The sequence below is a fragment of the Sphingomonas sp. GC_Shp_6 genome, assembly GCF_026540835.1.
GTDB lineage: Bacteria > Pseudomonadota > Alphaproteobacteria > Sphingomonadales > Sphingomonadaceae > Sphingomonas.
The window spans coordinates 17352-41536 of the sequence record NZ_JALNUO010000012.1 but is presented as its reverse complement, the minus strand read 5'-3'; the positions used below and the strand labels follow the sequence as shown (position 1 = coordinate 41536).

Sequence of the window (24185 nt, the reverse complement as noted above, 5' to 3'; positions counted from 1 at the left end):
GGGCGGGACCGGGATGATGGGAGCGCGATCCGCGCGAGGCGGACCCAGCGTCTGATGACGTTACTTCTCTCCGTTCGCCCTGAGCTCGTCGAAGTGACCGTACCGAATGCGACGCCAGGCGCGCGGAGCCCGTGCTTCGACAAGCTCAGCACGAACGGGCTTAGGTGGATCCGACCCTAGCCTAGACGGCGCAGCGTCGCCGCATCGGCGGTGCCCCCGAACCAACGGTCGATCGCCGCGCCGAAGATCGGCTCGCCGCTCGCCTCGCGGAACAGGGTGAGCGAGGATCGCAGCTTCATCGCATCGACCGGGCCGAACACGCGCTCCGCCGTCGTCGCGGGCGTCGTCTCGGGCAGGGCCATCAACGCCGCCACGCATTCGCGCAGCCGGGCGCCGAGCACGGGATGATCGAGATAGGCCACCGCCTCGTCGCGCGAGCGGATCGCATAATGCGTCGCCATGGCGCTCGAACCCAGCCCCGCGATCTGCGGAAAGACATACCACATCCAGTGGCTGCGTTTGGCACCGCGCCGGATCTCGGCGAGCGCGGTGGCGTAATCGTCCGCCTGGGCGGCGACGAAGCGATCGAGATCATGCGGGTCGGTCATCCCGCTGCAATGCACGAGCGCGCGATGCGCTCCGCACAACGCATTGAACTTCCGCGGGTCCTCGCTATCCTGCGCCGCACGGCATGCGACGGACGTGCGCCACGGCAGGAGAGATGCGATGGCGGCACCCGATGGCGACTGGCTGGCGCGCGAGCGCACGGTCGCGACGCCCGGCTATAACCGGTGGCTGCTGCCGCCCTGCGCGCTGGCGATCCATCTGTGCATCGGCATGGCCTATGGCTTCAGCGTGTTCTGGCTGCCGCTCGGCCATGCGATCGGGATCGTCGATCCGATCGTCTGCAAGGACATGACGCTGCTGCAGGCGCTGACCACCACCACCTGCGATTGGCGGGTCAGCGATCTCACCTGGACGTACAGCCTGTTCTTCGTGGTGCTCGGCGCCGCCGCCGCCCTGTGGGGCGGCTGGCTGGAGCGCGCAGGGCCGCGCAAGGCGGGCGTGGTCGCCGCCTGCTGCTGGGCGGGCGGCATCGCGATCGGCGCGATCGGCGTGTCGGTCCACCAGCTCTGGCTGCTGTGGCTCGGCACCGGGGTGATCGGCGGGGTCGGGCTGGGGCTCGGTTACATCTCGCCCGTCTCCACGCTCATCAAATGGTTTCCCGATCGCCGCGGCATGGCGACGGGCATGGCGATCATGGGCTTCGGCGGCGGCGCGCTGATCGGTTCGCCGCTCGCCGACCTGCTGATGAAGCATTTCGCCAATGCCGGAGGCGTGGGCGTGTGGCAGACTTTCCTCACGCTCGCCGCGCTCTATTTCGTATTCATGATGGCCGGCGCGCTCGGCTACCGCGTGCCGCCGGTCGACTGGAAGCCCGCGGGCTGGACCGCGCCCAAGGGCAGCGGGCTCGTCTCGCCGTGGAACGTGCATCTGAAGAACGCGCACCGCACGCCGCAATTCTGGCTGATCTGGCTGGTGCTGCTGCTGAACGTCTCGGCCTCGATCGGGATCATCGGCGTGGCCTCGCCGATGATCCAGGAGATCTTCGCCGGCCGGCTGTTCCACCAGCCGCAGGTCGCGTTCCTCGATTTCGATACCGCGCAAAAGGCCGCCGCCGCGGCGGTCGGCGCCGGCTTTGTGGGCTTCATCAGCCTGTTCAACATCGGCGGCCGGTTCTTCTGGGCGTCGATCTCGGATCGGCTGGGGCGCAAGACCACCTATGCGGTGATGCTGGCGCTCGGCGCGCTGCTCTACGGTCTGGTCGCGCCCTGGTCGGCGACGGCGGGCGCGCTGCTCGTGTTCGCGCTCACCTTCGCCGTGACCACCTCGCTTTATGGCGGCGGCTTCGCGACCGTGCCGGCCTATCTGGCGGACGTGTTCGGCACGCAGTTCGTCGGCGCGATCCACGGGCGGCTGCTCACCGCTTGGTCGACCGCGGGCGTGCTCGGGCCGCTGATCGTCACGCGGATGCGCGATTCGGCGATCGCGGCGGGCACCCCGCGCGCGGCGATCTATCCGCCGATCTACTGGGTGCTCGCCGCGTTGCTGGTGGCAGGGTTCATCGCCAACCTGTTCGTGCGCCCGGTCGCCGAACGCTTCCACATGACCGCCGACGAACTCGCCGCCACGCGACCCGTCGGGACCGAGGCCGCCGCCGCGACCGGCACGGGCACGATCGGCCATGACGGGTGGGAGCCGCGCGTGCTGCTCGCCTGGGCGGTGGTGTGCGTGCCGCTCGCCTGGGGCGTGTGGATGACGGCCACCAAGGCGGTCGCGCTCTTCGTGCGCTGACGGGCGGCGTCAGCGCCGCCTAGCTGAGCCCGACGATCTCGCCGTCCGCGCCGATCCGGATATGCTCGGCCGCGGGCACGCGCGGCAGGCCCGGCATCGTCATCAGGTCGCCGCAGATCGCCACGACGAACCCCGCGCCCGCGGCCAGCCGCACCTCGCGCACCGGGATCCGGTGCCCGGTGGGCGCGCCGAGCAGGCTGGGATCCGCCGAGAAGCTGTACTGCGTCTTGGCCATGCACACGGGCAGATGGCCGAAGCCCTCGGCTTCCCACCGCTCGAGCTGCGCCAGGATCTTGGCTTCCATCACCACGCCGTCCGCGTGATAGATGCGCCGCGACACCGTCTCGATCTTGGCCGCCAGCGGCAGCGCGTCGTCATAGATCGGCGCGAGCCGCGCGCTATCGGCGTCGGCCAGCGCCGCCACCGCGTCTGCGAGCTCGACCGCACCCGCCCCGCCATCGGCCCAGTGGCGGCACAGGATCGCGCGCGCACCATGCGCCGCGGCGGCCTCGCGCACCACAGCGATCTCCTCCTCGCTGTCGCCCGCGAAATGGTTGATCGCCACGACGGCGGGCACGCCGAACTGGCGGATATTCTCCAGATGCCGGACGAGGTTGACGACGCCGCGCCGCACCGCGTCGACATCCTCGCGCGCCAGATCCGCCTTCGCCACGCCGCCGTTCATCTTGAGCGCGCGGACGGTCGCCACCAGCACCGTCGCGCTCGGCTGCAACCCCGCCTGACGGCACTTGATGTCGAAGAACTTCTCGGCGCCCAGATCGGCGCCGAACCCAGCCTCGGTCACCACATAGTCGCCCAGCGCCAGCGCGGTGCGCGTCGCGATCACCGAATTGCAGCCATGCGCGATATTGGCGAACGGGCCGCCATGGATCAGCGCGGGATTGCCCTCCAGCGTCTGCACGAGATTGGGCTTGATCGCCTCCTTCAGCAGCACCGCCATCGCGCCGTCCGCCTTCAGGTCGCGCGCGGTGACCGCGCGGCGGTCGCGCGTATAGGCGACGATGATCCGCCCCAGCCGCGCCTCCAGATCGGCCAGGTCGTTCGCCAGGCACAGGATCGCCATCACCTCGGAGGCGACGGTGATGTCGAAGCCCGACTCGCGGGGGAACCCGTTGGCGACGCCGCCGATCGACTGGACGATGTCGCGCAGCGCCCGGTCATTGGTATCGAGCACCCGGCGCCACACCACGCGGCGCACGTCGATGCCAAGCGCGTTGCCCCAATGGACATGGTTGTCGAGCATGGCGGCGAGCAGGTTGTGCGCGGTGGTGATCGCGTGAAAGTCGCCGGTGAAATGAAGGTTGATGTCCTCCATCGGCACCACCTGCGCATGGCCGCCTCCCGTCGCGCCGCCCTTGGTGCCGAAACAGGGACCGAGCGAGGGTTCGCGCAGCGCCAGCACCGCGCGGCGCCCGGTGCGGTTCAGCGCATCGGCCAGCCCCACCGAGGTGGTCGTCTTGCCCTCCCCCGCCGGCGTCGGGTTGATCGCGGTGACGAGGATCAGTCGCCCGCGATGCCCGGCTCGCGGCGCGATCCGGGCGAGATCCAGCTTGGCCTTGTAACGGCCATAGGGCTCGATCGCATCGGCGGGGATGCCGATGCGATCGGCCACCTGCCCGATCGGCAGCAGCGTGGCGGCGCGGGAGATCTCGATATCGCTCTTCATGCCGCGCCCGTAGCAGCGTGCGCGGGGACATCAAGCGGATCGGGAACCAGCCGTCATGATGCTGGTTAAGCGACCGACGACATGGAGGGTCTCGCCGATCGAGCCCGTCGCACGAGGATATCGCCATGGGTGAATTCACCGACAAGCTCGACGCCGCCGGCAACAAGATCGCGGGCAACATCAAGGAAGCGATCGGCAAGGCGACCGACAACGACAAGCTGGTCGCGGAAGGCAAGACGCAGGAGCTGAAGGGCACCGGTCAGGACGTGAAGGGCAGCGTCAAGGGCGCGCTCGGCGACAACGTCTGAGCTTCGCGCACACGCGAAAATCAGGGCCGCCCGCGACAGGTTCGCGGGCGGCCTTTTTCGTGGCGGTTGCACCGATGCGGGACTTGGTCCTAACCTCGCCTCTTCTTCCCGGGGCAAGGCGACGCGATGCATACCAGCCGACGTGAATTGATGGCTGGCGCCGCGGGCGCCGGATTGATCGGCACGCTGCCGCGCATCGCATCCGCCGCGAGCGGCGACGAGGCGGCCCATGCGCTCCTCGCCGGCATCGCCGAGGAACTGCTCACCGATTATCCCGAGACGGCGCTGGGGCTGGGCATCGATCATGGCAAACGGATCGCGCTGCGGTCGCGGTTCGCCGATCGCACCCGCGTGGCGGACGATCGGCGCAAGGCAAGGGCCGGTGCGCGGCTGGGGCAATTGCGCGCGGTCGACCGCGCCGCGCTCTCCGCAGACGTCGCCCTCGATCTCGACACCACCGAGGCGGCCTATGCGCTGGCCGTCGAGGGTGCGCGGACGATGCCGGTGGGCGACGTGGCCGTCCTCAACGCCAACCAGAGTTTCCGCAACACGCCCTATCTCGTCTCCCAACTGGGTGGCGCCTATTCCGACCTGCCCGATCTGCTGGAGAACAAGCACGACGTCGCCGATCACAGCGACGCCGATGCCTATCTCGCCCGGCTCGAAGCCTATGCCGCTGCCGCCGATGGCGAGACGGCGCGGATCATCGCCGACGGTGCGCGCGGCGCGATCCTGCCGACGTTCCTGATCGACATCACGTCGGGGCAGTTGAACGGGATCGTCGGGCAGCCGGTCGCGCAATGGGGCATCGTCCAGAGCTTCGCGCAGAAATGCGCCAAGGCCGGGCTGCCCGCCACTTACGCCGCGCGCGCCGCCGCTCTGGCGGACGCGCGGATCACGCCCGCGCTGCGCCGCCAGATCGCGGCCTTCGCCACGCTCCGGCCTCGGGCCACCGATACGCCAGGCCTCTGGGCGCGTCCCGGCGGGGACGATTGGTATCGCTGGCTGGTGAAAGCCGGCACCACGACCGATCGCTCGCCGGACGAGCTCCACGCGCTGGGGCTCGAGCAGAACCGCGCACTGACGGCACAGATCGACACGCTGCTGAAAGCGCAGGGGCTTCGCGACGGCAGCGTGGGCGAGCGCATGACCGCGCTCAGCAAGCGGCCGGACCTGCTGTTCGCCGACACCGACCCGGGACGTGCCGAGCTGCTGGCCTATCTGAACGGCCGGATCGCCGATATCCGCACCCGCCTGCCCCGCGCCTTCGGCACGCTGGTGCCCGGGCGCCTCATCATCAAGCGCGTGCCGCCCGCGATCCAGAACGGCGCGCCCAACGGCTATGCCGGGCCGGGATCGATGGACGGGTCGCAACCCGGCATCTATTACATCAACCTGAAAAGCACCGCGATCTGGCCGCGTTATGCGCTGCCGACTCTCTGCTATCACGAGGGGCTGCCCGGCCACATCTGGCAGGGGGAATATAGCTATCGCCTGCCGCTGATCCGTTCGCTGCTGGCGTTCAACGCCTATTCGGAGGGCTGGGCGCTTTACGCAGAGCAACTCGGCGACGAACTCGGCGCCTATGACGGCGATCCGCTCGGGCGGATCGGCTATCTCCAGTCGATTAACTTCCGCGCGTGCCGGCTGGTGGTCGATACCGGTATCCATGCCAAGCGCTGGACCTTCGATCAGGCGCTGCGCTGGTTCCAGGCGAACACCGGCATGCCGGTCGGCCAGCTCACCGCCGAGCTGCAGCGTTATTGCGCGATGCCGGGCCAGGCGTGCGGCTACAAGATGGGGCATAACGAGATCAACCGCCTGCGCACCAAGGCACAGGGGGCACTCGGGGCTCGCTACGATCTCAAGGCGTTCGACGATGTGGTGGTGCAGACCGGGAACGTGCCGCTCACGCTGCTGGAGCGTGTGGTCGATCGCTATATCGCCCGGACCGCCTGACCCCGGACCGAAGCGCCGCACCGCGCGTTGAGCGCGCAAGCGCCACGCAGGGACGGATATCATGAGCATCGCATCGGCCTTCGGTTTCGGCAAAAAGATCCGCTACGCCGTGGTGGGCGCCGGCGACATCGCGCAACGGGCGATGATGCCCGGCATCGATGCCACCGGTAATTCCGAACTGGTCGCGATCGTCACGGACGATCCCGAAAAGGCGCAGGCGCTCGGCAAACGCTACGGCGTCGACAAGACCTATGGCTATGACGCGTTCGACGCGATGCTGGCTTCGGGCGATGTCGATGCGATCTATATCGCGACGCCCAATTTCCGGCATGCCGAATTCGCCATCCCCGCGCTGGCGGCGGGCATCCATGTGCTGTGCGAAAAGCCGCTCGAAATCTCCGTGGCGCGCGCCGAAGCGATCCGCGACGCGCAGCGTGCGTCGTCGGCCAAGCTGATGGTGGCGTATCGGCTGCATTTCGAGCCGAGCACGCTCGATGCGATCGCGCGGATCCGCAGCGGCGAGCTGGGGGACCTGGTGATGTTCACCTCCTGCTTCGGCCAGATGCTCGATCCCGCCAACCACCGCGCCAAGCATGGCGTGGAGGCAGGACCGATCTTCGACATGGCGCCCTATCCGATCAACGCGATCCGCTATCTGTTCGGCGAGGAGCCGGTCGCGGTCGTTTCCGCCGTCGGATCGCGCCATGCGGAAGCGGGTTTCGGCGATTTCGACGATGTCGTGGCGGTCACGCTCCGGATGCCGGGCGATCGGCTCGCGCAGTTCACCGTCTCCTATTTCACCAACGGGATCGACAGCCTGATCGTGGCCGGCACCAAGGGCAGCATCCACATGATGCCCGCCTATGGCTTCAATGCGCCGCGCGAGCGCACGCTGCTGATCGGCGAAAAACAGCATTGCGAAACGTTCAAGCCGACCGACCAGTTCGGCGGCGAGATGCGCTACTTCTCCGATTGCATCCTGAACGGCACCGATCCCGAGCCCGATGCGGAGGAGGGCCTGGCCGATCTGCGCGTGATCGAAGGGATCGTTCGGGCGCTCGAAACCGGCGAGCCTCAGCCGCTTGCGCCGTTTGCACGCCATCGCCGGATCGACACCGATGCGCAGGAGGAAACACTGCGCAACACGCACGCCCCCGACGACGTCAACGCCGCCCCGCCGACCATCGACGGGTAGCGTCAGGGCTGCGAGAAGCCCACCTCCAGCAGGTTGGACACGCGCAGGTCGCGCGCCGCGATGCTGCGTTCGCCCATCACGACCGCGATCAGCCGCCGCCCCCGGCGCGTCGCGGAGGCCGCTAGATTGTAGCCGGCATCCACGGTGTAGCCGGTCTTGATCCCGTCGACCCCGGGCACGCGGCCCAGCAGATGGTTGTGGTTGACCAGCCGGCGATGGCCCCAATCGATCGCGCGCGTGGAAAAATAGCGATAGTCGCGCCTGTGCGTGCGCAGCATCGCGAGCGACAGCGTGGCGATATCGGCGGCCGACGTGCGGTTGGCGTCGCTGGTCAGGCCGGTCGCGTTGCCGAAGCGGGTGTGGCGCATACCGAGCTGGCGCGCCCTGGCGGTCATCGCCCGTGCAAAGGCCGGTTCGCTGCCCGCCAGCCGCTCGGCCAATGCCACTGCGACGTCGTTGGCGGACTGCACGGCCACGGCCCGGATCGCATCCCTCACCCGGATTTCACCGCCTGCGGGCACGCCCAGCTTCGATGGCGCCTGCGCGGCGGCGTGGCGCGACATCGTGATCCTGTCGTCCAGCCGCAACGTGCGCGCATCGAGCGCGTCGAACACCAGGAACAGCGTCATCATCTTGGCGAGCGATGCGGGCGGCCGGACGAGATCGGCGTTCCGGGAATAGAGCGTTTCCCCGTCATTGGCGTCGACCACCAGCGCCGACACCGGCGCCGCCGACGCCGCGCCGGCGAACCCTATCGAAGCAAGCGCCGCGATCGCCACCAGCCGCCGCGCCACGGTCCATCGCCGGCCGACCGAACCGACGGTCATGCCGTTGCAAACCCCGCAACATGGACCGGCCGAAGCGCACCCCGGTCGTCGAGAAACCGGGCCTGTCGCCACCCGTCCAGCGGATCGTCGAAATCCAGCCGTGCCCCTTCGTCGTCGGTGCGGTGCAGCGTCCCGAAGACGCGGATGCCGTGGCGCACCAGGATCGCGACCGACCCGTCCCGGCAACCGCCCCCTCCCGCCACCCGCGCCGAAGTGGCGTCCAGCGCCTCGATCAGCGCCGCGCGCTTGCCCCCGGCGGTGAACAGCGCGGCGGACAAGGCCAAGCCATTGAAAACGGACGGTGTGTTCGACGTTTCGATGGTCACATGGCTCTCCGGGCAGGAGCTTTGGGATGCCCGATCGATGGTTAACGATTGATGAGCGGACCCGGTTACGTCCAGTATAGGATGCGCGCATAGGGCAGCATCCGCGCGATCTCGGCGGTGAAGAAATCCCGAAGCATCCGCATCGTGGCGGCATCATAGACGTGCTTGACCGAGCCGAACTTCGTGCGCTTCTCGCTGCGCCCGACCTCGCTCATGTCGAGGTTCGAGCCGGGATACCAGCTTTCGAGCACGCGCTTCGATCCGGGCGTATAGCGATGCGTGATGAGTTCGATCGTCAGGTCGGGCGGTGGGCGGTCGGCGAAGGTGGCGGCGACGTCGGCGATCAGCGTGGCATAGGCTTGCTGCCATCCGGCCGCGGCGATGATCGGCGCGATGGTGAGGCCGACCGGATAGCCCGCTTCGCTCATGCGTGCGAGTGCGACCAGACGCGCGGCGACGGGGCTCGTTCCGCCTTCATGCCGTGCATAGGCGGCCGGGTTGACCGATGCGCGCATCCGCGTACGGCCATGATGCGCCAGCCCGAGAAGCGGCTCGACCGCATCGAACTTGGTGGTGAAGCGCAGCTGCACGTCCGCCTCCCATCGGCCGAACCACGCGATCAGCGCGGACAGCGAGCCGGTCAGCGGCTCGATCGCGAGCGGATCGGTGTAGCAGCTCGCCTCGAACGTGGTGCCCTCATGGCTGCGATCGGACGAATGCGAGGTGACCATGCCCGTGCCCAGATGCGGGGGCATTTCGGCCAGGATCTCGGGCAGATTGGCATAGACGCGCGTGATCGGCAGCCCCTTCAGCGAACCCGCCAGATAGCAATAGCTGCAATGGGCCGGGCACCCCTCCGCCAGATCGACGCGCCAGTCGGCCGATGGCGCTATCGGTTGCAGCCGCCGCCGAGATGGAGGAGCGACCACCACCGCCAGCGTCCGCTTGGCCAGCGCATAGGCCTGTCGATCATCGGCCGAGGATGCGAGGTTCAGCCGGTCCGACGCTAGCCACTCGGTGGCGATGCCCGAAGCCTCGGCACGCTCGCCGATCGCGCGCCCATGGTCCCATTGCCGGGCCGATCGCGTGACGAGCACGCGTACGGGCCGCCAGGGCCGCGTTGCGACCACGGCCCCGCCCTCCTCGCGCTCCGTCCGTGCCGTGACGTTCAGTTTTCGACGACGCCTGCCGAATTGAATTCGACAAAGGCATCCTTCACTTGCTCGGCCTGCGCATCGTCGTCGAGATCGACCACCACCATGACCATTCCGGTCAACGCCGCATCGTCCCGTGACGATGAATCCTGCGATCCGTCCGGCAGGTCCGAGCCGCTCTTTTCGGTCCCTGCGCTATTCTCGTCGCCATCGGCTGCGATGGAGATGGCGGCGCGATCGATCCCGTGTTCCTGAACGAGCCGCTCCACCGTCAGCTCGGCCTCGCGTCGGCTATCGAATGTGGCAGTCAAGGTGGTGGCCATCGTCCGTCTCCCGGCAGGCGACGGCCTGCGCATGCGTACCATAACGCTTGGCGAGCCCGGAGTTCCGGGAACGGCGAACCCGCGCCGCGATCGGCGTGATGCCAACGCACCGCACGCCCCGCGCGGAAATGATCGCGCGATGCGCTTCCGACGAGCCAGCCGGATCGCTCGCGAAATTCCCAAATCAATTTGGCTTTCTCGCCCACCTGTGCTTGATGCCGCTCGCACGCGCCGCCCCGACGGTGTGGCACGGAGGATGCGGGACATGGCCAAGCGCTGGACGACGGCGATTTCGATTCTGACTTTGGCCTGGGCGATGCCCGCCACGGCCCAGGTCTATGGCCCGGTGAACGCCGATCTGCCTGCGGGCGGCGACAGCTATCGCACCGCGATCGGCGGCGATGGTGCCGCGGCGATCGCGGGGGCCGACTGGACGCTGTCCGCCTGGATCGATGTGCGCGCCGCGGACACCACTGCGCTCGTCGCGGGCTTCGGCGATCCGCCGGGAGCCCGCCGTTTCCTCGCGCTCGATCATGGCCGACCGGCCTTCGTCAGCGATGCCGGATCGGTGACGGGCCCGGCGCGTCTCGCCGTCGGCTGGCACGCGGTGGCGGTCAGCTATGAGGGCGGCACCGCGCACCTGTTCGTGGACGGCCGCGCGGTGGCGCAGTGCCGGATCGCAGCGGCGGCGGTGCTGCCGGTCGCGACGCTCGCGCCGCGTGGGAGCGGTACGCCGTTTGCCGGGCGGATCATGGATTTCCAGCTCGAGACCGGCGCGGTCGCCCCCGCGACCTTGCGCGCGCGCGCCGCTGCGCGGCCCGATCCCGCCATGATCGCGTTCCAGACGGGCAGCCCGCACTGGCCGGTCCAGGTGCACCAGATGTACGGTCAGGTCGCGCCGCAGGACGCCTGGACCCTGCCCCGTTCGCGCGCGCCGATCCCGGCGCCCGTGGCGAAACCGGTGGCGACCGACGCCGGCGCGCCCGATCCGGACGGCGGCCGTACGATCGGCGGCTGGCGGCTGGCCGAGGCGCCGAAGGTGGCCGATGCGGGCCCCACGATCAGCCGCGCCGGCTATGATGCGCGTGCCTGGTATGCCGCGACCGTGCCCGGCACCGTGCTGACGACGCTGGTCGATCGCGGCGTCTATCCGGACCCGGCCTACGGCCTCAACAACATGGCCATTCCCGAAACGCTCGCGCATCAGGATTATTGGTATCGCACCGAATTCGACACGGCCGCCGCACCGGGCAAGCGCCGCTATCTGATCTTCAAAGGCGTCAACTATGCCGCCGAGATCTGGGTGAACGGCCGCAACCTGGGCAGCATGAAGGGCGCGTTCATCCGCGGCCGTTTCGACGTGACCGATGCGCTCGTCCCCGGCCGCAATGCGGTGGCGGTCAAGGTGTCGCCGCCGCCGCACCCCGGCCTCGCGCAGGAGGAGTCGCTCACGTCGGGTGTGGGCGAGAATGGCGGCATGATGATGCTCGACGGGCCGACCTTCGTGGCGTCCGAGGGCTGGGACTGGATCCCGAGCGTGCGCGACCGCAACACCGGCATGTGGCAGGGCGTGGCGCTGGCGGAGACGGGCGACGCGACGCTGGGCGACGCGCATGTCGTCACCACGCTGCCGCGCGCCGACAATTCGGTGGCCGAGGTGGAGATCACCGCGCCCGTCACCAACGCATCCGCACGGACCGTGACCGCCACCGTGCGCGCGGCGTTCGATGGCGTGACGGTCGAGAAAGCCGTCACGCTGGCGCCTGGACAGAGCGCGGACGTGGTGATGCGGCCAGCCGACTTCGCGCAACTCCGCGTGGTGCATCCCAAGCTGTGGTGGCCGAACGGCTATGGCGAGGCGGCGCTCCACGACCTGACGCTCACCGCCAGCATCGACGGCCAGCCGAGCGACACCAAGCGGCTGCGCTTCGGCATGCGGCAGGTGACGTACGACATCTCGCTGATGGACGCGCATGGCGATCTGAAGCGCGTCGGCATCGATCTCTCCCGCGCGCGCCAGCGCGGCGAGCGGATCGTCGACGAACGCCATGACGCGATCCGCAAGACGGCGAACGGCTGGGCGGCGGGCCTCGTGCCCGGTGCGGAACGATCGCCCGCCGTCACGCCCGTCACCGATGCGCCGGGCCTCACGCCCTATCTCGTCATCCGCGTGAACGGGGTGAAGATTGCCGCGCGCGGTGGCAATATCGGCATGGACGACTTCATGAAGCGCGTCGACCGCGCGCATCTCGAACCCTATTTCCGGCTGCACAAGGATGCGCACCTCAACATCGTGCGCAATTGGGTGGGGCAGAACACCGAGGACAATTTCTTCGACCTGGCCGACGAATATGGCCTGATGGTGTTGAGCGATTTCTGGGAATCCACCCAGGACTATAATATCGAGACTCAGGACCCCGCGCTGTTTCTCGCCAACGCCGCCGATGTGGTGAAGCGCTATCGCAACCACCCGTCGATCGTCGTCTGGTTCGGCCGCAACGAGGGCGTGCCGCAGCCGATCGTGAACGAAGGGCTGGAGGCGCTGATCCATGCCGAGGACGGCACGCGGCTCTACATGGGCTCGTCCAACCGGGTGAACCTGCAGAATTCCGGGCCGTACAACTGGAAGCCGCCGGTGGAATATTTCACCGAACATGCCCGCGGCTTCTCGGTGGAAAGCGGCACGCCCTCGCTGCCGACGCTGGAGGCGTGGAAGCGCGCCATGGCGCCTGCGGACCAATGGCCGATCAGCGATGCCTGGGCCTATCACGACTGGCATCAGACCGGGAACGGCGCGGTGAAGACCTATACCGATGCGCTGGAGGCGCGGTTCGGCGCGGGCACCAGCCTCGAGGATTTCGAGCGCAAGGCGCAGATGATGCAGTATGAATCCTACCGCGCGATCTTCGAGGGGATGAATGCCGGGCTGTGGACGGTGAATTCCGGCCGCATGCTGTGGATGACCCAGCCCGCATGGCCGTCGTCTGCATGGAGCATCTTCAGCCATGATTACGACACCCAGGCGTCCTTCTACGGCGTGAAGAAGGCGGCGGAGCTAGTTCATGTCCAGATGAACCTGCCCGACGGCAAGGTGGTGCTGGTCAACAACGGCCTGGCCGATCTGCGCGGCGTGACCGTCACCGCCAAGGTGGTCGGCCTCGCAGGCCAGCCGATCGCCGACCGCAAGGCGGTGATCGTCGGCCTCCACGAAGCCGCGACCGAGGCGCTGACGCTCGACCTGCCCGCGCTCACCGCGAACGGCGTCGCGCTGGTCCGGCTGGAGGCACACGGCGCCGACGGCGCGCTGCTCTCGACCAATTTCTACTGGCAGGCCAGGGACGATGCCGCGTTCCGCGCGATGAACGCGCTCGCCCCCGTCACGCTCGCCACACAGGCGTCGAGCCGGATCGACGGCGCGGAAACGGTGACGACGGTGACGCTCGCGAACCGCAGCGCGACGCCGGCGATCGAAACGAAGCTGACGATGATGAACGCCGACGGGACCCAGATCCTGCCGGCCTATTTCACCGACAATTATGTTTCGCTGCTGCCGGGCGACACGCGGACCGTGGAGATCCGCTATCCGACCGCGCAGGCGCATGACGGTGCGGTGACGGTACGCGGCTGGAACGTCACCGCGGCGCACATCGCGCCGCGGTGACGCGGTCCGCGCCGCCGCGATCACCCCGTCCATCGACAGGAAGCCTCATGAAAAAGACGATCGTCGCGCTGTTGCTGGCCGCTCTCACCCCCGCCCCTGCGCTCGCCCAGACCGCCACCGATGCCCAACGCAAGGCGCAGGCAGAGCGCGAGGCGGAGGAACGGCTGCACACCGATTGGGCGTGGCTTGGCCGGTATCGCGATGCCGACGCCGCGGTGCGCGGGCCGGTGTCGGTCGTGTTCATCGGCGATTCGATCACCCAGGGTTGGTACGACATGATGCCGGCCTTTTTCGTGGCCGGGCGGCTCGGCCGCGGGATCGGGGGTCAGACCACGCCGCAGATGTTGCTACGCTTCCGCCAAGACGTGGTCGATCTGCACCCGGCCGCGGTCCAGATCATGGGCGGAACGAACGACATCGCGGGCAATACCGGCCCGATGACGCCCGAACAGACCAAGGCCAACATCATGTCGATGGCCGATCTGGCGCGCGCGAACGGGATTCGCGTGATCCTCGCCTCGATCCCGCCGGCGGCGCGCTTCCCTTGGCGGCCTGGCCTCGAAACCGCGAACAAGATCGCGGCGATGAACGCGTGGTTGAAGAATTATGCGGCGCGGACGGGCGCGACCTATGCCGATTACTGGAGCGCGCTGCACGACGGCGCGGCGCTGCGCGCGGCGCTGACCTATGACGGGGTGCACCCGAACAAGGGGGGCTATGCGGTGATGGCGCCCGTCGCCGATGCCGCCATCCGCGCCGCGCTTGCCGGCCCCGTCGGACACCGCCCCTGATGATCGCGCTCGCACTCGCGCTGCTCGCCGCGCCCGTGATCGTCACCGAACAAGGACCGGTGCGCGGCCAGGCGATCGGCGATGGCGGCGCGGTGTTTCGCGGTATCCGTTTCGCCGAACCGCCGGTCGGCGCGCTGCGCTGGCGCCCGCCCGTGCCGCGCCGGCCCCACGCAGCGGTGGCGGATGCGACCGCCGCGCATGCCGCCTGTCCGCAACCCGCTTATGGCGATTGGAACCGGGCGGCCGCGAACGGGGGAAGCGAGGATTGCCTGTTCCTCGATATCCGCACGCCGCGGCTCGATCCGGCGGCGCGGCTACCCGTTCTCGTCTGGATCCATGGCGGCGGCAATCGCGGAGGTGAAGGCGGCGGCCCGGTCGAGTCGCCCATCACCGATAGCGGCATCCTGCTCGTCAGCGTGCAATATCGGCTGGGCGCGCTGGGGTTCCTGTCGCACCCCAGGCTTTCGGCCGAACAGGGCGGCGCATCGGGCAATTACGGCCTCATGGACCAGCAGGCGGCGCTGCGCTGGGTGCACGCCAATATCGCGCGGTTCGGGGGCGATCCGGCCAGGGTGACGATCGCGGGTGGCTCAGCCGGCGCGCAGGACGTGGGGCTGCAACTCCTCGCGCCGGGCTCCGCGGGCCTGTTCCGCGCCGCCATCGAGGAGAGCGGCACCCCCGGCTTCGGCGTGCCGCCGCGCACCCTGGCGCAGAACGAGCACCTGGGCGCGATGATCGCGGCGAAGGCGGGGCTGCCCGCGACCGCCTCCGCCGCCGCGCTCCGCGCCGCGCCGGTCGGCGCGATCCTCGCCGCGCAGGAAGCGGTCGACGTGCCCGATCTCGACGACGACAGCTTCATCTGGCTTCAGGCCGTGGTGGACGGCCGGTTCCTGCGCGAGACGCCGGCCGCGGCGCTCGCCGCAGGCCGCATCAATCACGCGGCGTTGCTGATCGGGATGAACGCGCGCGAACTGCCGCTCCACGATGGGCTCGCCGCTGCGCCGTCGATCGTGCGGCGCGAATTCGGCACGCATGCGGCACGGGCGCTCGCCTTCTACGGTCTGGAGCCGGGCGCAACGCCGGTCCATGATCCGCGGCTGGGTGACGTGACCCAGCAATTGGCGGACGATCTCACCTTTCGCTGCCCGACGATCGCCGTCTCCGATGCGTTCGCACGGGCCGGGCTGCCCGTGTGGCAATATCAATTCGATCATGCGCGCGCCGGAGCGGACGTCACGCATGGCAGCGAACTCAGCTATGTCTTCGGCACGCCCCGATCGGACGATCCGCCCGTTCAGACCTATTGGACCGCGTTCGTAAAAGCAGCCGATCCGAACGCCGGCGGTCTTCCGCGTTGGCCGCGTTATGCGGTGACGACTCGCGCCTATCTGTCGATCGGCCAGGATGCGACGGTCGCGAAAGCGGCCTTGCGCCAGCCGCTATGTGGTTGGCGCAGCGTCATGTGATGCGCCATTCGCCGTCCGGCGGGTGACGCGGCACCGGGCGATGGGCATCCGGCGTAACCCGCTTCGACCGTGCCATCAACGCCGCGGGAGCGATCAAAAATCAATTGCTTTAAGCGGATGGCTGGCGGATGGATTCGCCCGAGCCGGTGTCGACCACGACGCCGCCAAGGGGAGGCACCGGGTGAAACAGGCGACGCTTTCGAGACGGCGGCCTCGCCGCGGACCGCGCGGCAACGCACGCACCATGGCCAGCCCGTCGCACCCGATCGCCGGCGCCTCATCCGATCCGTCCCTCCTCATCAGGAAAGCCCCGATGCCCATGCCCGCGCGTCCGTTCGCCCGCTCCCGTCTCGGCCGCATCGTCGCCGCCCTGCTCGCAACCGCCTGCGGCGCGGCGTCGGCGCAGATCGCGCCCACCGCCTGGCAGAACCGCGCCCTGTCGGCGGACGCGCGCGCCGATCTGCTCGTTAAGGCAATGACCGAGGACGAGAAGCTGACCGTGGTGACCGGATTGTTCGGTGCGAGCACCGGCCAGCCCGCCTATCGCCGAGCCGAGGCGCGGCCGCAATCGGCCGGCTATGTGCCGGGCATCCCGCGGCTCGGCTTCACGCCGCAATGGCAGTCGGATGCGGGAAGCGGCGTTGCGACCCAGGGCGCAGCCCCGCCCGCGCTGGAGCGCACCGCGCTTCCCTCGGGCATCCTGTCGGCGGCGAGCTGGGATCCGGCGGCGGCGATGGCGGCGGGCGCGGTCGTGGGTGCGGAATCGCGCGCCTCGGGCTTCAACGAGCAACTCGCCGGCGGCGTCGATCTCGACCGCGACCCCGGCAATGGCCGCAATTTCGAATATGGCGGCGAGGATCCCTGGCTCGCCGGCACGATGGTCGGCGCCTTCGTCAAGGGCATCCAGTCGAACCGGATCGTCTCGACGGTGAAGCATTACGCGTTCAACGATCAGGAAACCGGGCGCAACTTCGTCAATATCGCGATCGACAAGGCCGCGGCGCGCATGTCGGACCTGCTCGCGTTCCAAATCGCGATCGAGCAGAGCGATGCCGGATCGGTGATGTGCTCGTACAATCTCGTCAACGGCGCGCATAGTTGCCAGAATGATTGGCTGCTCAACCAGGTGCTGAAGAAGGATTGGGGCTTCAAGGGCTTCGTCATGTCGGATTGGGGCGCGCAGCATGACGCCATCGCCGATGCGCTCGGCGGCCTCGATCAGGAAACCGGCGTCGGGCTGAGCAATGTCGATTATCATGTCTGGCTCGACAAGCTGAAGGCGGCGATCGCCTCGGGCCAGGTGCCGATGGCGGTGCTGGACGACAAGGTGCGGCGGATCGCGCGCGCACTGATCGCGACCGGTGCAGTGGACGACCCCGTCGCGCCCGGCACGATCGACTATGCCGCGCATGCCGCGGCCAGTCAGCATGCCGCCGAACAGGGCATCGTGCTGCTGAAGAACGAAGGCGGCGTGCTGCCGCTGGCGGCCAAGGCGCGACGCATCGCGGTGTTCGGCGGCCATGCCGACAAGGGTGTGCTGTCGGGCGGCGGATCCGCGCAGGTCTATTCGCCGGGCGGCACCGCGGTGCCCGATCCCGACGCCGCCAAGGGCTTCCCCCATCCCGTGGTGTATTACAAATCGTCTCCGGTCGAAGCGCTCAAGGGCGAACTGCCCGGCGCCACGATCGATTATGCCGATGGCGACGATCGCGCCGCCGCCGCCCGGCTCGCGGCGCATGCCGATGTCGCGATCGTCTTCGTGACGCAGTGGACCGCCGAGTCGCAGGATTTCCCGCTCACGCTGCCGAACGGCCAGGATGCGCTGGTGCAGGCGGTCGCGGCCGCCAACCCCAACACCGTCGTGGTGCTGGAAACCGGCGCGGCGGTGACCATGCCCTGGGCCGGCAAGGTCAAGGGCATCGTCGAGGCCTGGTATCCCGGAACGCGGGGCGGCGCCGCAATCGGCCGTGTGCTGGCGGGCAAGGTGAATCCGTCGGGCCATCTGCCGATCAGCTTCCCGCGCTCGGCGGACCAATATCCGCGCCCCGTCATCCCCGGCCTCGGCCTGCCCGAAGGCCAGCCCTTCACCGTGCGCTATACGGAGGGCGCCGCCGTCGGCTACAAGTGGCTCGACAAGACGGGCGCCGCGCCGCTGTTCGCGTTCGGGCACGGCCTCAGCTATACGCGGTTCCAGCGCGATGCGCTCGCCGCGCGCGTCGATGGCGACGCGTTGCAGGTGAGCTTCCGCCTCCGCAACAGCGGATCCATGGCCGGCGCCGATGTGGGCCAGATCTATGTGGCGCCCGCCGCCGGCGGATGGGAAGCGCCCAAGCGGCTCGGCGGCTATCGCAAGGTGATGCTGGCGCCGGGCGCCGCGCAGACGGTGGCGCTCACGATCGATCCACGCCTGCTCGCCACCTGGGACGAGGGGCGCCATGGCTGGCATGTCGCCGCCGGCCGTTACCGCGTAACGCTCGCGGCATCCGCGGTCGATACCGGCAGCAGCGTGACGGTCGCGCTTCCCGAGCGCTGGCTGCCGGCGGGCCGCGGCGCGACGCTCGCCAGCCGCTGAGCCCCCCGTCCACGAACTTCGAAAGCCCGAAGATGCCGAATGCCGTCCCCGCCGCTCCGTCCGTCGCCGCATGACCCCGGCCCAGCTTCCTCCGAGCGGGACGTCGGCCGCGGCCGATCCGCAGACCCGGCTGGCGTTCGGCTTCGTCACCACGCTGTTCTTCATCTGGGGTGCGGTCACGTCGGTGAACGACGTGATGATCCCGGCGGTCAAATCGGTGTTCGCGCTCTCCGACACCGAAGCGTTCCTCACGCAATTCGCCTTCTTCCTGGCCTATGGCGTGGTGTCGCTGCCCGCCGCGGCGCTGGCCGGGCGGCTGGGCTCCGCACGGGCGATCGTCACCGCGCTCGGGGTGATGATCCTCGGCTGCCTGCTGATGCCGCTCGCGACCACGCTGCGCGCCTATCCGATCGTGCTGATCGCGCTGTTCGTCATCGCGAGCGGGATCACGCTACTCCAGGTCTCCGCCAACCCGCTGTCCGCCGCGCTCGGCCCCAAATCCCGCACGCATTTCCGGCTGGTGTTCAGCCAGGCGTTCAACTCCGTCGGCACCGTCGTCGGGCCGTTCCTGGCCGCACACACGCTGCTTCAGGGCGGCCTGTTCGCGGGAGGAACGCCCACGCCCGACAAGATCGCCGATTCGCTGCATCGGATCGATATCGCCTACGAAGTGATTGCCGTGATCGTGCTGGCGCTGGCGGTGCTGCTGTTCCGTGTGCGGCGCCTGCTCGACGCCTCGGCGTCCGCGGATACGCGTCTGGCGGGCGGCACGCTGTCGGCGTTCGGCTCACGCTGGGCGCTGCTCGGCGCGGCGGCGATCTTCCTGTATGTCGGCGCCGAAGTCGCGATCGGCAGCGCGATGACCAATTTCCTTGAACAGCCCGACATCATGGGCGTGGCCCCCGTCGTGGCGGGCAGCCTGGTGAGCCTTTACTGGCTCGGCGCGCTGGTCGGCCGGTTCGTCGGCAGCGCGGCGTTGACCCGCCTGCCCGCCGGGATGCTGCTCGCCGGTGCGGCGCTCGCCGCCGCGCTCGCCTGCCTCGTCGTCGTCGGGATCAGCGGCCCGGCGGCGGGGGTCGTCGCGCTGGCGATCGGCCTGTCCAACGCGATCATGTTTCCCGTCATCTTCACGCTGACGCTCGAACGGTCGACCGCCTCGACGCCGGCGACGGTCGGGCTGCTCTGCACCGCGGTCGTCGGGGGCGCGGTGGTGCCGCTCGTCTTCGCACACGTCGCGGATGCGAGCAGCCGTTCGGCCGCGTTCGTGGTGCCGCTCGTCTGCTATCTGCTGATCGCCGGATTCGCGCTGGCGGCGCGCCGTGCACCGCTCGCCGGGCGCGATGCTACAGAGGCACCCACCCTGGTACACTGATCCGGCGCGTCAGCCGAGGCTGCCCATCGCCTCCAGCGGGACGCCCCGCGTCTCCGGCATGATGCGCAGCACCCAGACGAGCTGGACCAGCATCGCGAACGCGAAGGCGACGAACACCCATCCGCCGGTCGCCCCCGCCACCACCGGAAAGGCCCAGGTGATCGCCGCCGCCATCACCCAGTGGGTGGTGGCGCCGAGCGCCTGCCCCTTGCCGCGCACCGCGCTCGGAAAGACCTCCGAGATGAAGACCCAGATGACCGCGCCCTGGCTGACCGCGAAGGCCGCGATGAAGCCCAGAAATCCGGCGAGGATCAGCGTGCCGTCGGGCCGGGCGCTCTGCAATTGCCAGCCAACCACGAGCAGCGCCGCCGCACAGGCGACCGAGCCGAAGATCAGCAGCGGGCGCCGGCCGAACCGGTCGATCAGGAACAGCGCGAGCACGGTGCACAGAAAGTTGGTGCCGCCGACCGCCACCGATTGCAGCAACGCGCTGTCCTGGCCGGCGCCGCCGAGCGCGAAGATGCGCGGCGCGTAATAGAGCAGCGCGTTGATCCCGGAGAGCTGGTTGAACAGCGCGATCGCCACCGCGCAGGATGCCGGAAAGGCATAGCGCCGCTGGAGCAGCCGCGCGCGTCCGCCCTCGGCATCTCCGTTCGCCGGCGCCGCGATCCGGGCCAGATCGGCATCCGGATCGTGCGAACCGAGCCGCCGCAGCACGTGAAGCGCGAGCGGAAGCCGCCCCTGCCCCGCCAGCCAGCGCGGGCTCTCCGGCAGCGCGATACCGATGAGCAGGAACAGCAGCGACGGCACCGCGACGATCCCCAGCATCACGCGCCACGCGGTCTCCGGGGGCAGCGCTCGCGCGATCAGATAGTCGCAGAGAAATGCGAGCAGGATGCCGCCGACGATGTTGAGCTGGTTGAGCGCCACCAGACGCCCGCGAAACCGTGCGGGCGAGACTTCCGCGATATAGACGGGCGTGACCACGGAGGCGGCACCGATCGCCACGCCGCCGAGCAGCCGGAAGCCGAGCAGCATCCACCAGCCGGCGGCAAGCGCGGTGCCGAGCGCGGACAGGATGTAGAGCGCTGCGATTGCGAGCAGCACGGGCCGGCGGCCGAACCGGTCGGCCGGCGCACCGGCGCCGAGCGACCCGATCACCGTCCCGATCAACGCCGACGCGACGGTAAATCCCAGGGCCTGATCCGACAGCGCGAAATGCGTCTGGAGCGCACCGGTCGCGCCCGAGATCACCGCGGTGTCGAGGCCGAACAACAATCCCCCGAGCGCCGCGCCGAGCGCGCTGACGATGATGGCGGGGGTGACGACGGTATCTTTCGCCGGATCGGCGGAAGCGGGCATGAGGGTCATCGGCGAATGTTGGAAGACAAAGCCTCGCCAGGCAAGCACCGCCTGCCCGAGAGCCGCCGCCGGACACCGGCGGCCGGCTTGTGGTTGGCGTAATGCTTCAATCCACTCTAATCACCGTCTCGGGCACATGGAAAATGGGTGACGAACCGGATGACGGCGCAGAGGGACCGGGGACATTCGCACCGGGATCGCGTGGTCCATTCGGCGAACGCGCGCTCCGCCCGGCTGTCGGCTTCGATGTCGGGGACGAACCTGGTCCGCGCGGGCGACTATAACCAGCGCACGGTGCTGCAGGCCATTCGCCTGGTGGGCGAGACGTCGCGCGTCGAACTCGCCACGCTCACCGGCCTGACCGCGCCGACGATCGCCAACATCACCAAGCGCTTGACCGAACTCGGCCTCATCAAGCTGGTCGGGCGGCGGCAAGGCGCGCGTGGACAGCCGGCACTCCGCCTCTCGATCGACCCCGACGGCGCTTTCGCGATCGGGCTCAACATCGATCGCGACCATATCAGCCTCGCGCTGGTCGATCTCGCGGGCAGGGTGCGGCGCCTGGTGGGGCAGGAGATCGCGTTCGCCTTGCCCGAGGATGTGGTGGCGTTCGCACGCAAGCGGATAACCAAGCTGCTGACGGTCGAGGGCGTGTCGCGCGACAAGGTGCTGGGTGTCGGCGTCGCGATGCCGGACGATCTCGGGCGCATCCCCATCCCGCACCGGCCCGCTGCCTATGACGCGTGGAACAACATCGACGTGGCCGCGGCAGTGCACGAGGCGCTGCCTTGGCCGATCCATGTCGACAACGATGCCGCCGCCGCCGCGTTGGGCGAGGCCCAGCAGCGCCCCGGCCAGGACGCGCAAAACTTCTTCTATCTGCTCATCAGCGCCGGACTGGGCGGAGGCCCGGTGATCGAGGGCAATTATGCCCGCGGTGCCGCGCTGCGCAGCGGCGAGATCGGGCTGATGCCTGATCCCTCCTCCGCGCGGCCGAATGCCGTGGTTCAGGATACGGTGTCGCTGTCGGCGCTTCGTGCGCGGTTCGAGGCCGCAGGCAAGGCGGACGATCTCGCCAACCTCGTCTCGGACGATCCGTCGTGCCGCGCGATCGTCGATGCCTGGGTGCATGATGCGGCGCAAAGCCTCGCCTCGCCGCTCGTCGCGGTGAACTGCCTCATCAATCCTGCCGCGATCCTGATCGGCGGGCGGCTGCCGCTGCCGCTGATCGCGCGGCTGGCGGCAGCACTCGAGACCGCGCTCGACGCCTTTGCGCTACCGTCGCGCGCGCCCATTCTCGCGGCGCTGGCCGCACAGGACGGCGCGGTCATCGGCGCCGCGATGCTGCCCTTTCTGGACCATGTTCTACCCTCCGACGCGATCCTGATTCAGGCGGGCCGCCGCGACTAGAACTTGATGGCGCTATCTTGCGCCGTTCGCCTGGAGCGTGTCGAAGGGCCTGTGCCGCAGCCGAATACCCAACGGTGGGGAGCGGGCTTCGACAAGCGCCGCATGAACGGATCCTAAGGACAGATCGATCCAGCGTCCGCGCCCTTTCAGCGGCTGCGTTCGAAAGATCGACCGGTCGACATGACTAGCTGGTGTAACTGTCGGGCCCGAGCCGACCTGTCGATCTTAGTAATGCCGCCTGCCCGATCAGCGCGTCGCTGCGACTACGCGCAAGCGTCAGCTGTGTCGCGCGCAGGCTTTCGTCAGCGATCAGGATGTCCAACGTCGTTCTGAGCAAAAAGGCATATTCGGCACGAATCCCTATCAACGCCAGTTCCGCGGCTTCGACCCGGCGCGCATTGGCTTGCACGCGCGATTGTGCTGCCGCCAAATTGGCCCATGCCGTTTCCGCCAACCGTGTCGCATCGCGCTCGGCAGCGTCGATCCCGAAGCGATCGGCGCGGTAAGTCGCCTCCGCCTGACGGACGCGGGAGGTAGCTACAGTGCCGTCCTGCGACTGCATGGCGGTGCTGTCAGTCTAACGCGAACCGGTCTCCACACGATGCACGTCGCGCTTGGTACGCATCTGCCTAGCTTGCGAGGACCTGCCACTCCGCCAGTGCGGCGGAGCGTCGTTCCTTGTAAGTCTGGCGATCGACGAGATGGCGTTCGAGGCTGAAGTGGTTGTGGACGTTGGCGTGGACCGAGGCGAACTTCTGTAGCGTCTTCATCCGCCTGAAGCGCATCATCGCCCGCTCCCGTCGTCGAGACGGCAGATGGCTGTTCTCCACCCGGTTGTTGGCCCAGCGGCCAACCTCCTGCTTGTCGGCGTTGCCAAGCTCCCTCATCGCCGCACCGTAGGAGCGAAGCCCGTCCGTGGTGACCTTGTCAGGGCTGCCGTGGCGCTTCAGCGCCTTCTTCATGAAGGTCAGCGCTGCGTCCTTGTCTCTCGTCTTCGTGACGTAGCTCTCGAGGATCTCGCCCTCGTGATCGACCGCTCGCCAGAGGTACACCATCTCGCCGTTCAGCTTCACGTACATCTCGTCCAAGTGCCACCGCCAGTGACGAAAGCCGCGCATGTGGTTCACCCGCTGCCGGCGCATGTCGCCTGCAAACATCGGTCCAAACCTGTTCCACCACATCCGCACCGTTTCGTGGCAGACATCGATCCCGCGCTCGAACAACAGGTCTGCGACGTTCCGCAGCGATAGCGGAAAGCGCACATACATCATGACAACCAGGCGGATCACCTCAGGTGCCGAGTTGAAGCGCCGGAACGGCGATGGCGGCAGGGCACGTGAACGGCGGGGCATCAGCCGCCACTACCAGCCCCCTGCCCCGCCTGCCACGTTGGTCTGACAGCGCCAGCCGCCGCCAT

19 protein-coding genes are annotated in these 24185 nt (G+C 68.7%); 10 read left to right on the top strand and 9 right to left on the bottom strand.

Annotation, left to right across the window (positions count from 1 at the left end; all coding sequences use genetic code 11):
* Positions 1-176: 176 nt before the first annotated feature.
* Entirely contained in the window at positions 177-608 is a 432-nt protein-coding gene (locus tag OXQ95_RS13605; protein WP_267381992.1) for a DUF1810 domain-containing protein, read from the bottom strand.
* Positions 609-726: 118 nt separating this feature from the next.
* On the opposite strand from OXQ95_RS13605, the gene OXQ95_RS13600 reads away from it, so the two are divergent.
* Positions 727-2355, top strand: a complete 1629-nt coding sequence (locus tag OXQ95_RS13600; protein WP_267381991.1) for an OFA family MFS transporter — start codon at positions 727-729, stop codon at positions 2353-2355.
* A gap of 19 nt (positions 2356-2374) precedes the next feature.
* On the opposite strand, the gene OXQ95_RS13595 is transcribed toward OXQ95_RS13600, so the two are convergent.
* Positions 2375-4042, bottom strand: a complete 1668-nt coding sequence (locus OXQ95_RS13595) for a formate--tetrahydrofolate ligase (RefSeq protein WP_267381990.1) — start codon at positions 4040-4042, stop codon at positions 2375-2377.
* Positions 4043-4167: 125 nt separating this feature from the next.
* Here OXQ95_RS13595 and OXQ95_RS13590 point away from each other — a divergent pair, with 125 nt between their 5' ends.
* From OXQ95_RS13590 to OXQ95_RS13580, 3 genes are all read left to right on the top strand, one after another.
* Positions 4168-4350, top strand: a complete 183-nt coding sequence (locus OXQ95_RS13590) for a CsbD family protein (protein WP_267381989.1) — start codon at positions 4168-4170, stop codon at positions 4348-4350.
* Positions 4351-4476: 126 nt separating this feature from the next.
* Positions 4477-6309: a DUF885 family protein gene (locus OXQ95_RS13585; protein ID WP_267381988.1), complete on the top strand. Its 1833-nt coding sequence runs from the start codon at positions 4477-4479 to the stop codon at positions 6307-6309.
* A 61-nt stretch (positions 6310-6370) separates the two neighbouring features.
* The gene (locus OXQ95_RS13580; protein WP_267381987.1) at positions 6371-7504 is read left to right on the top strand and encodes a Gfo/Idh/MocA family oxidoreductase; all 1134 of its coding nucleotides are present in this window, start codon (positions 6371-6373) and stop codon (positions 7502-7504) included.
* 2 nt (positions 7505-7506) lie between these two features.
* Here the strand turns inward: OXQ95_RS13580 and OXQ95_RS13575 are convergent, their stop codons facing one another.
* From OXQ95_RS13575 to OXQ95_RS13560, 4 genes are all read right to left on the bottom strand, one after another.
* On the bottom strand, positions 7507-8331 hold the full coding sequence (locus tag OXQ95_RS13575) for a D-alanyl-D-alanine carboxypeptidase family protein (protein ID WP_267381986.1): 825 nt from the start codon (positions 8329-8331) through the stop codon (positions 7507-7509).
* A complete protein-coding gene (locus OXQ95_RS13570) occupies positions 8328-8657 on the bottom strand; it encodes a hypothetical protein (protein WP_267381985.1) in 330 nt (109 codons plus the stop codon). Before OXQ95_RS13570 ends, OXQ95_RS13575 begins: the two co-directional genes overlap by 4 nt.
* Positions 8658-8722: 65 nt before the next feature.
* Positions 8723-9787 (bottom strand): spore photoproduct lyase family protein, encoded by a 1065-nt coding sequence (locus tag OXQ95_RS13565; RefSeq protein WP_267381984.1) that lies wholly within the window; start codon positions 9785-9787, stop codon positions 8723-8725.
* A gap of 38 nt (positions 9788-9825) precedes the next feature.
* Positions 9826-10134: a hypothetical protein gene (locus OXQ95_RS13560; RefSeq protein ID WP_242097889.1), complete on the bottom strand. Its 309-nt coding sequence runs from the start codon at positions 10132-10134 to the stop codon at positions 9826-9828.
* Positions 10135-10399: 265 nt separating this feature from the next.
* Here OXQ95_RS13560 and OXQ95_RS13555 point away from each other — a divergent pair, with 265 nt between their 5' ends.
* From OXQ95_RS13555 to OXQ95_RS13535, 5 genes are all read left to right on the top strand, one after another.
* Positions 10400-13795: a sugar-binding domain-containing protein gene (locus OXQ95_RS13555; protein WP_267381983.1), complete on the top strand. Its 3396-nt coding sequence runs from the start codon at positions 10400-10402 to the stop codon at positions 13793-13795.
* Positions 13796-13842: 47 nt separating this feature from the next.
* The gene (locus OXQ95_RS13550) at positions 13843-14586 is read left to right on the top strand and encodes an SGNH/GDSL hydrolase family protein (RefSeq protein ID WP_267381982.1); all 744 of its coding nucleotides are present in this window, start codon (positions 13843-13845) and stop codon (positions 14584-14586) included.
* Positions 14586-16052: a carboxylesterase family protein gene (locus OXQ95_RS13545; RefSeq protein ID WP_267381981.1), complete on the top strand. Its 1467-nt coding sequence runs from the start codon at positions 14586-14588 to the stop codon at positions 16050-16052. The genes OXQ95_RS13550 and OXQ95_RS13545 overlap by 1 nt, the downstream gene beginning before the upstream one ends.
* A 313-nt stretch (positions 16053-16365) precedes the next feature.
* On the top strand, positions 16366-18624 hold the full coding sequence (locus tag OXQ95_RS13540) for a glycoside hydrolase family 3 C-terminal domain-containing protein (RefSeq protein ID WP_267381980.1): 2259 nt from the start codon (positions 16366-16368) through the stop codon (positions 18622-18624).
* 70 nt (positions 18625-18694) lie between these two features.
* Positions 18695-19996: a sugar MFS transporter gene (locus OXQ95_RS13535; RefSeq protein WP_267381979.1), complete on the top strand. Its 1302-nt coding sequence runs from the start codon at positions 18695-18697 to the stop codon at positions 19994-19996.
* Between the two features lie 9 nt (positions 19997-20005).
* Here the strand turns inward: OXQ95_RS13535 and OXQ95_RS13530 are convergent, their stop codons facing one another.
* Positions 20006-21367 carry a sugar porter family MFS transporter gene (locus OXQ95_RS13530; RefSeq protein WP_267381978.1) on the bottom strand — a complete coding sequence of 454 codons (1362 nt, stop codon included), beginning with the start codon at positions 21365-21367 and terminating at the stop codon, positions 20006-20008.
* A 138-nt stretch (positions 21368-21505) separates the two neighbouring features.
* On the opposite strand from OXQ95_RS13530, the gene OXQ95_RS13525 reads away from it, so the two are divergent.
* Positions 21506-22768 (top strand): ROK family transcriptional regulator, encoded by a 1263-nt coding sequence (locus OXQ95_RS13525; RefSeq protein WP_242098838.1) that lies wholly within the window; start codon positions 21506-21508, stop codon positions 22766-22768.
* A gap of 184 nt (positions 22769-22952) precedes the next feature.
* Here the strand turns inward: OXQ95_RS13525 and OXQ95_RS13520 are convergent, their stop codons facing one another.
* Positions 22953-23330, bottom strand: a complete 378-nt coding sequence (locus tag OXQ95_RS13520; protein ID WP_267381977.1) for a TolC family protein — start codon at positions 23328-23330, stop codon at positions 22953-22955.
* A gap of 67 nt (positions 23331-23397) precedes the next feature.
* Complete coding sequence (locus OXQ95_RS13515) at positions 23398-24120, bottom strand: IS6 family transposase (protein ID WP_267381976.1); 723 nt, start codon at positions 24118-24120, stop codon at positions 23398-23400.
* Positions 24121-24185 lie beyond the last annotated feature (65 nt).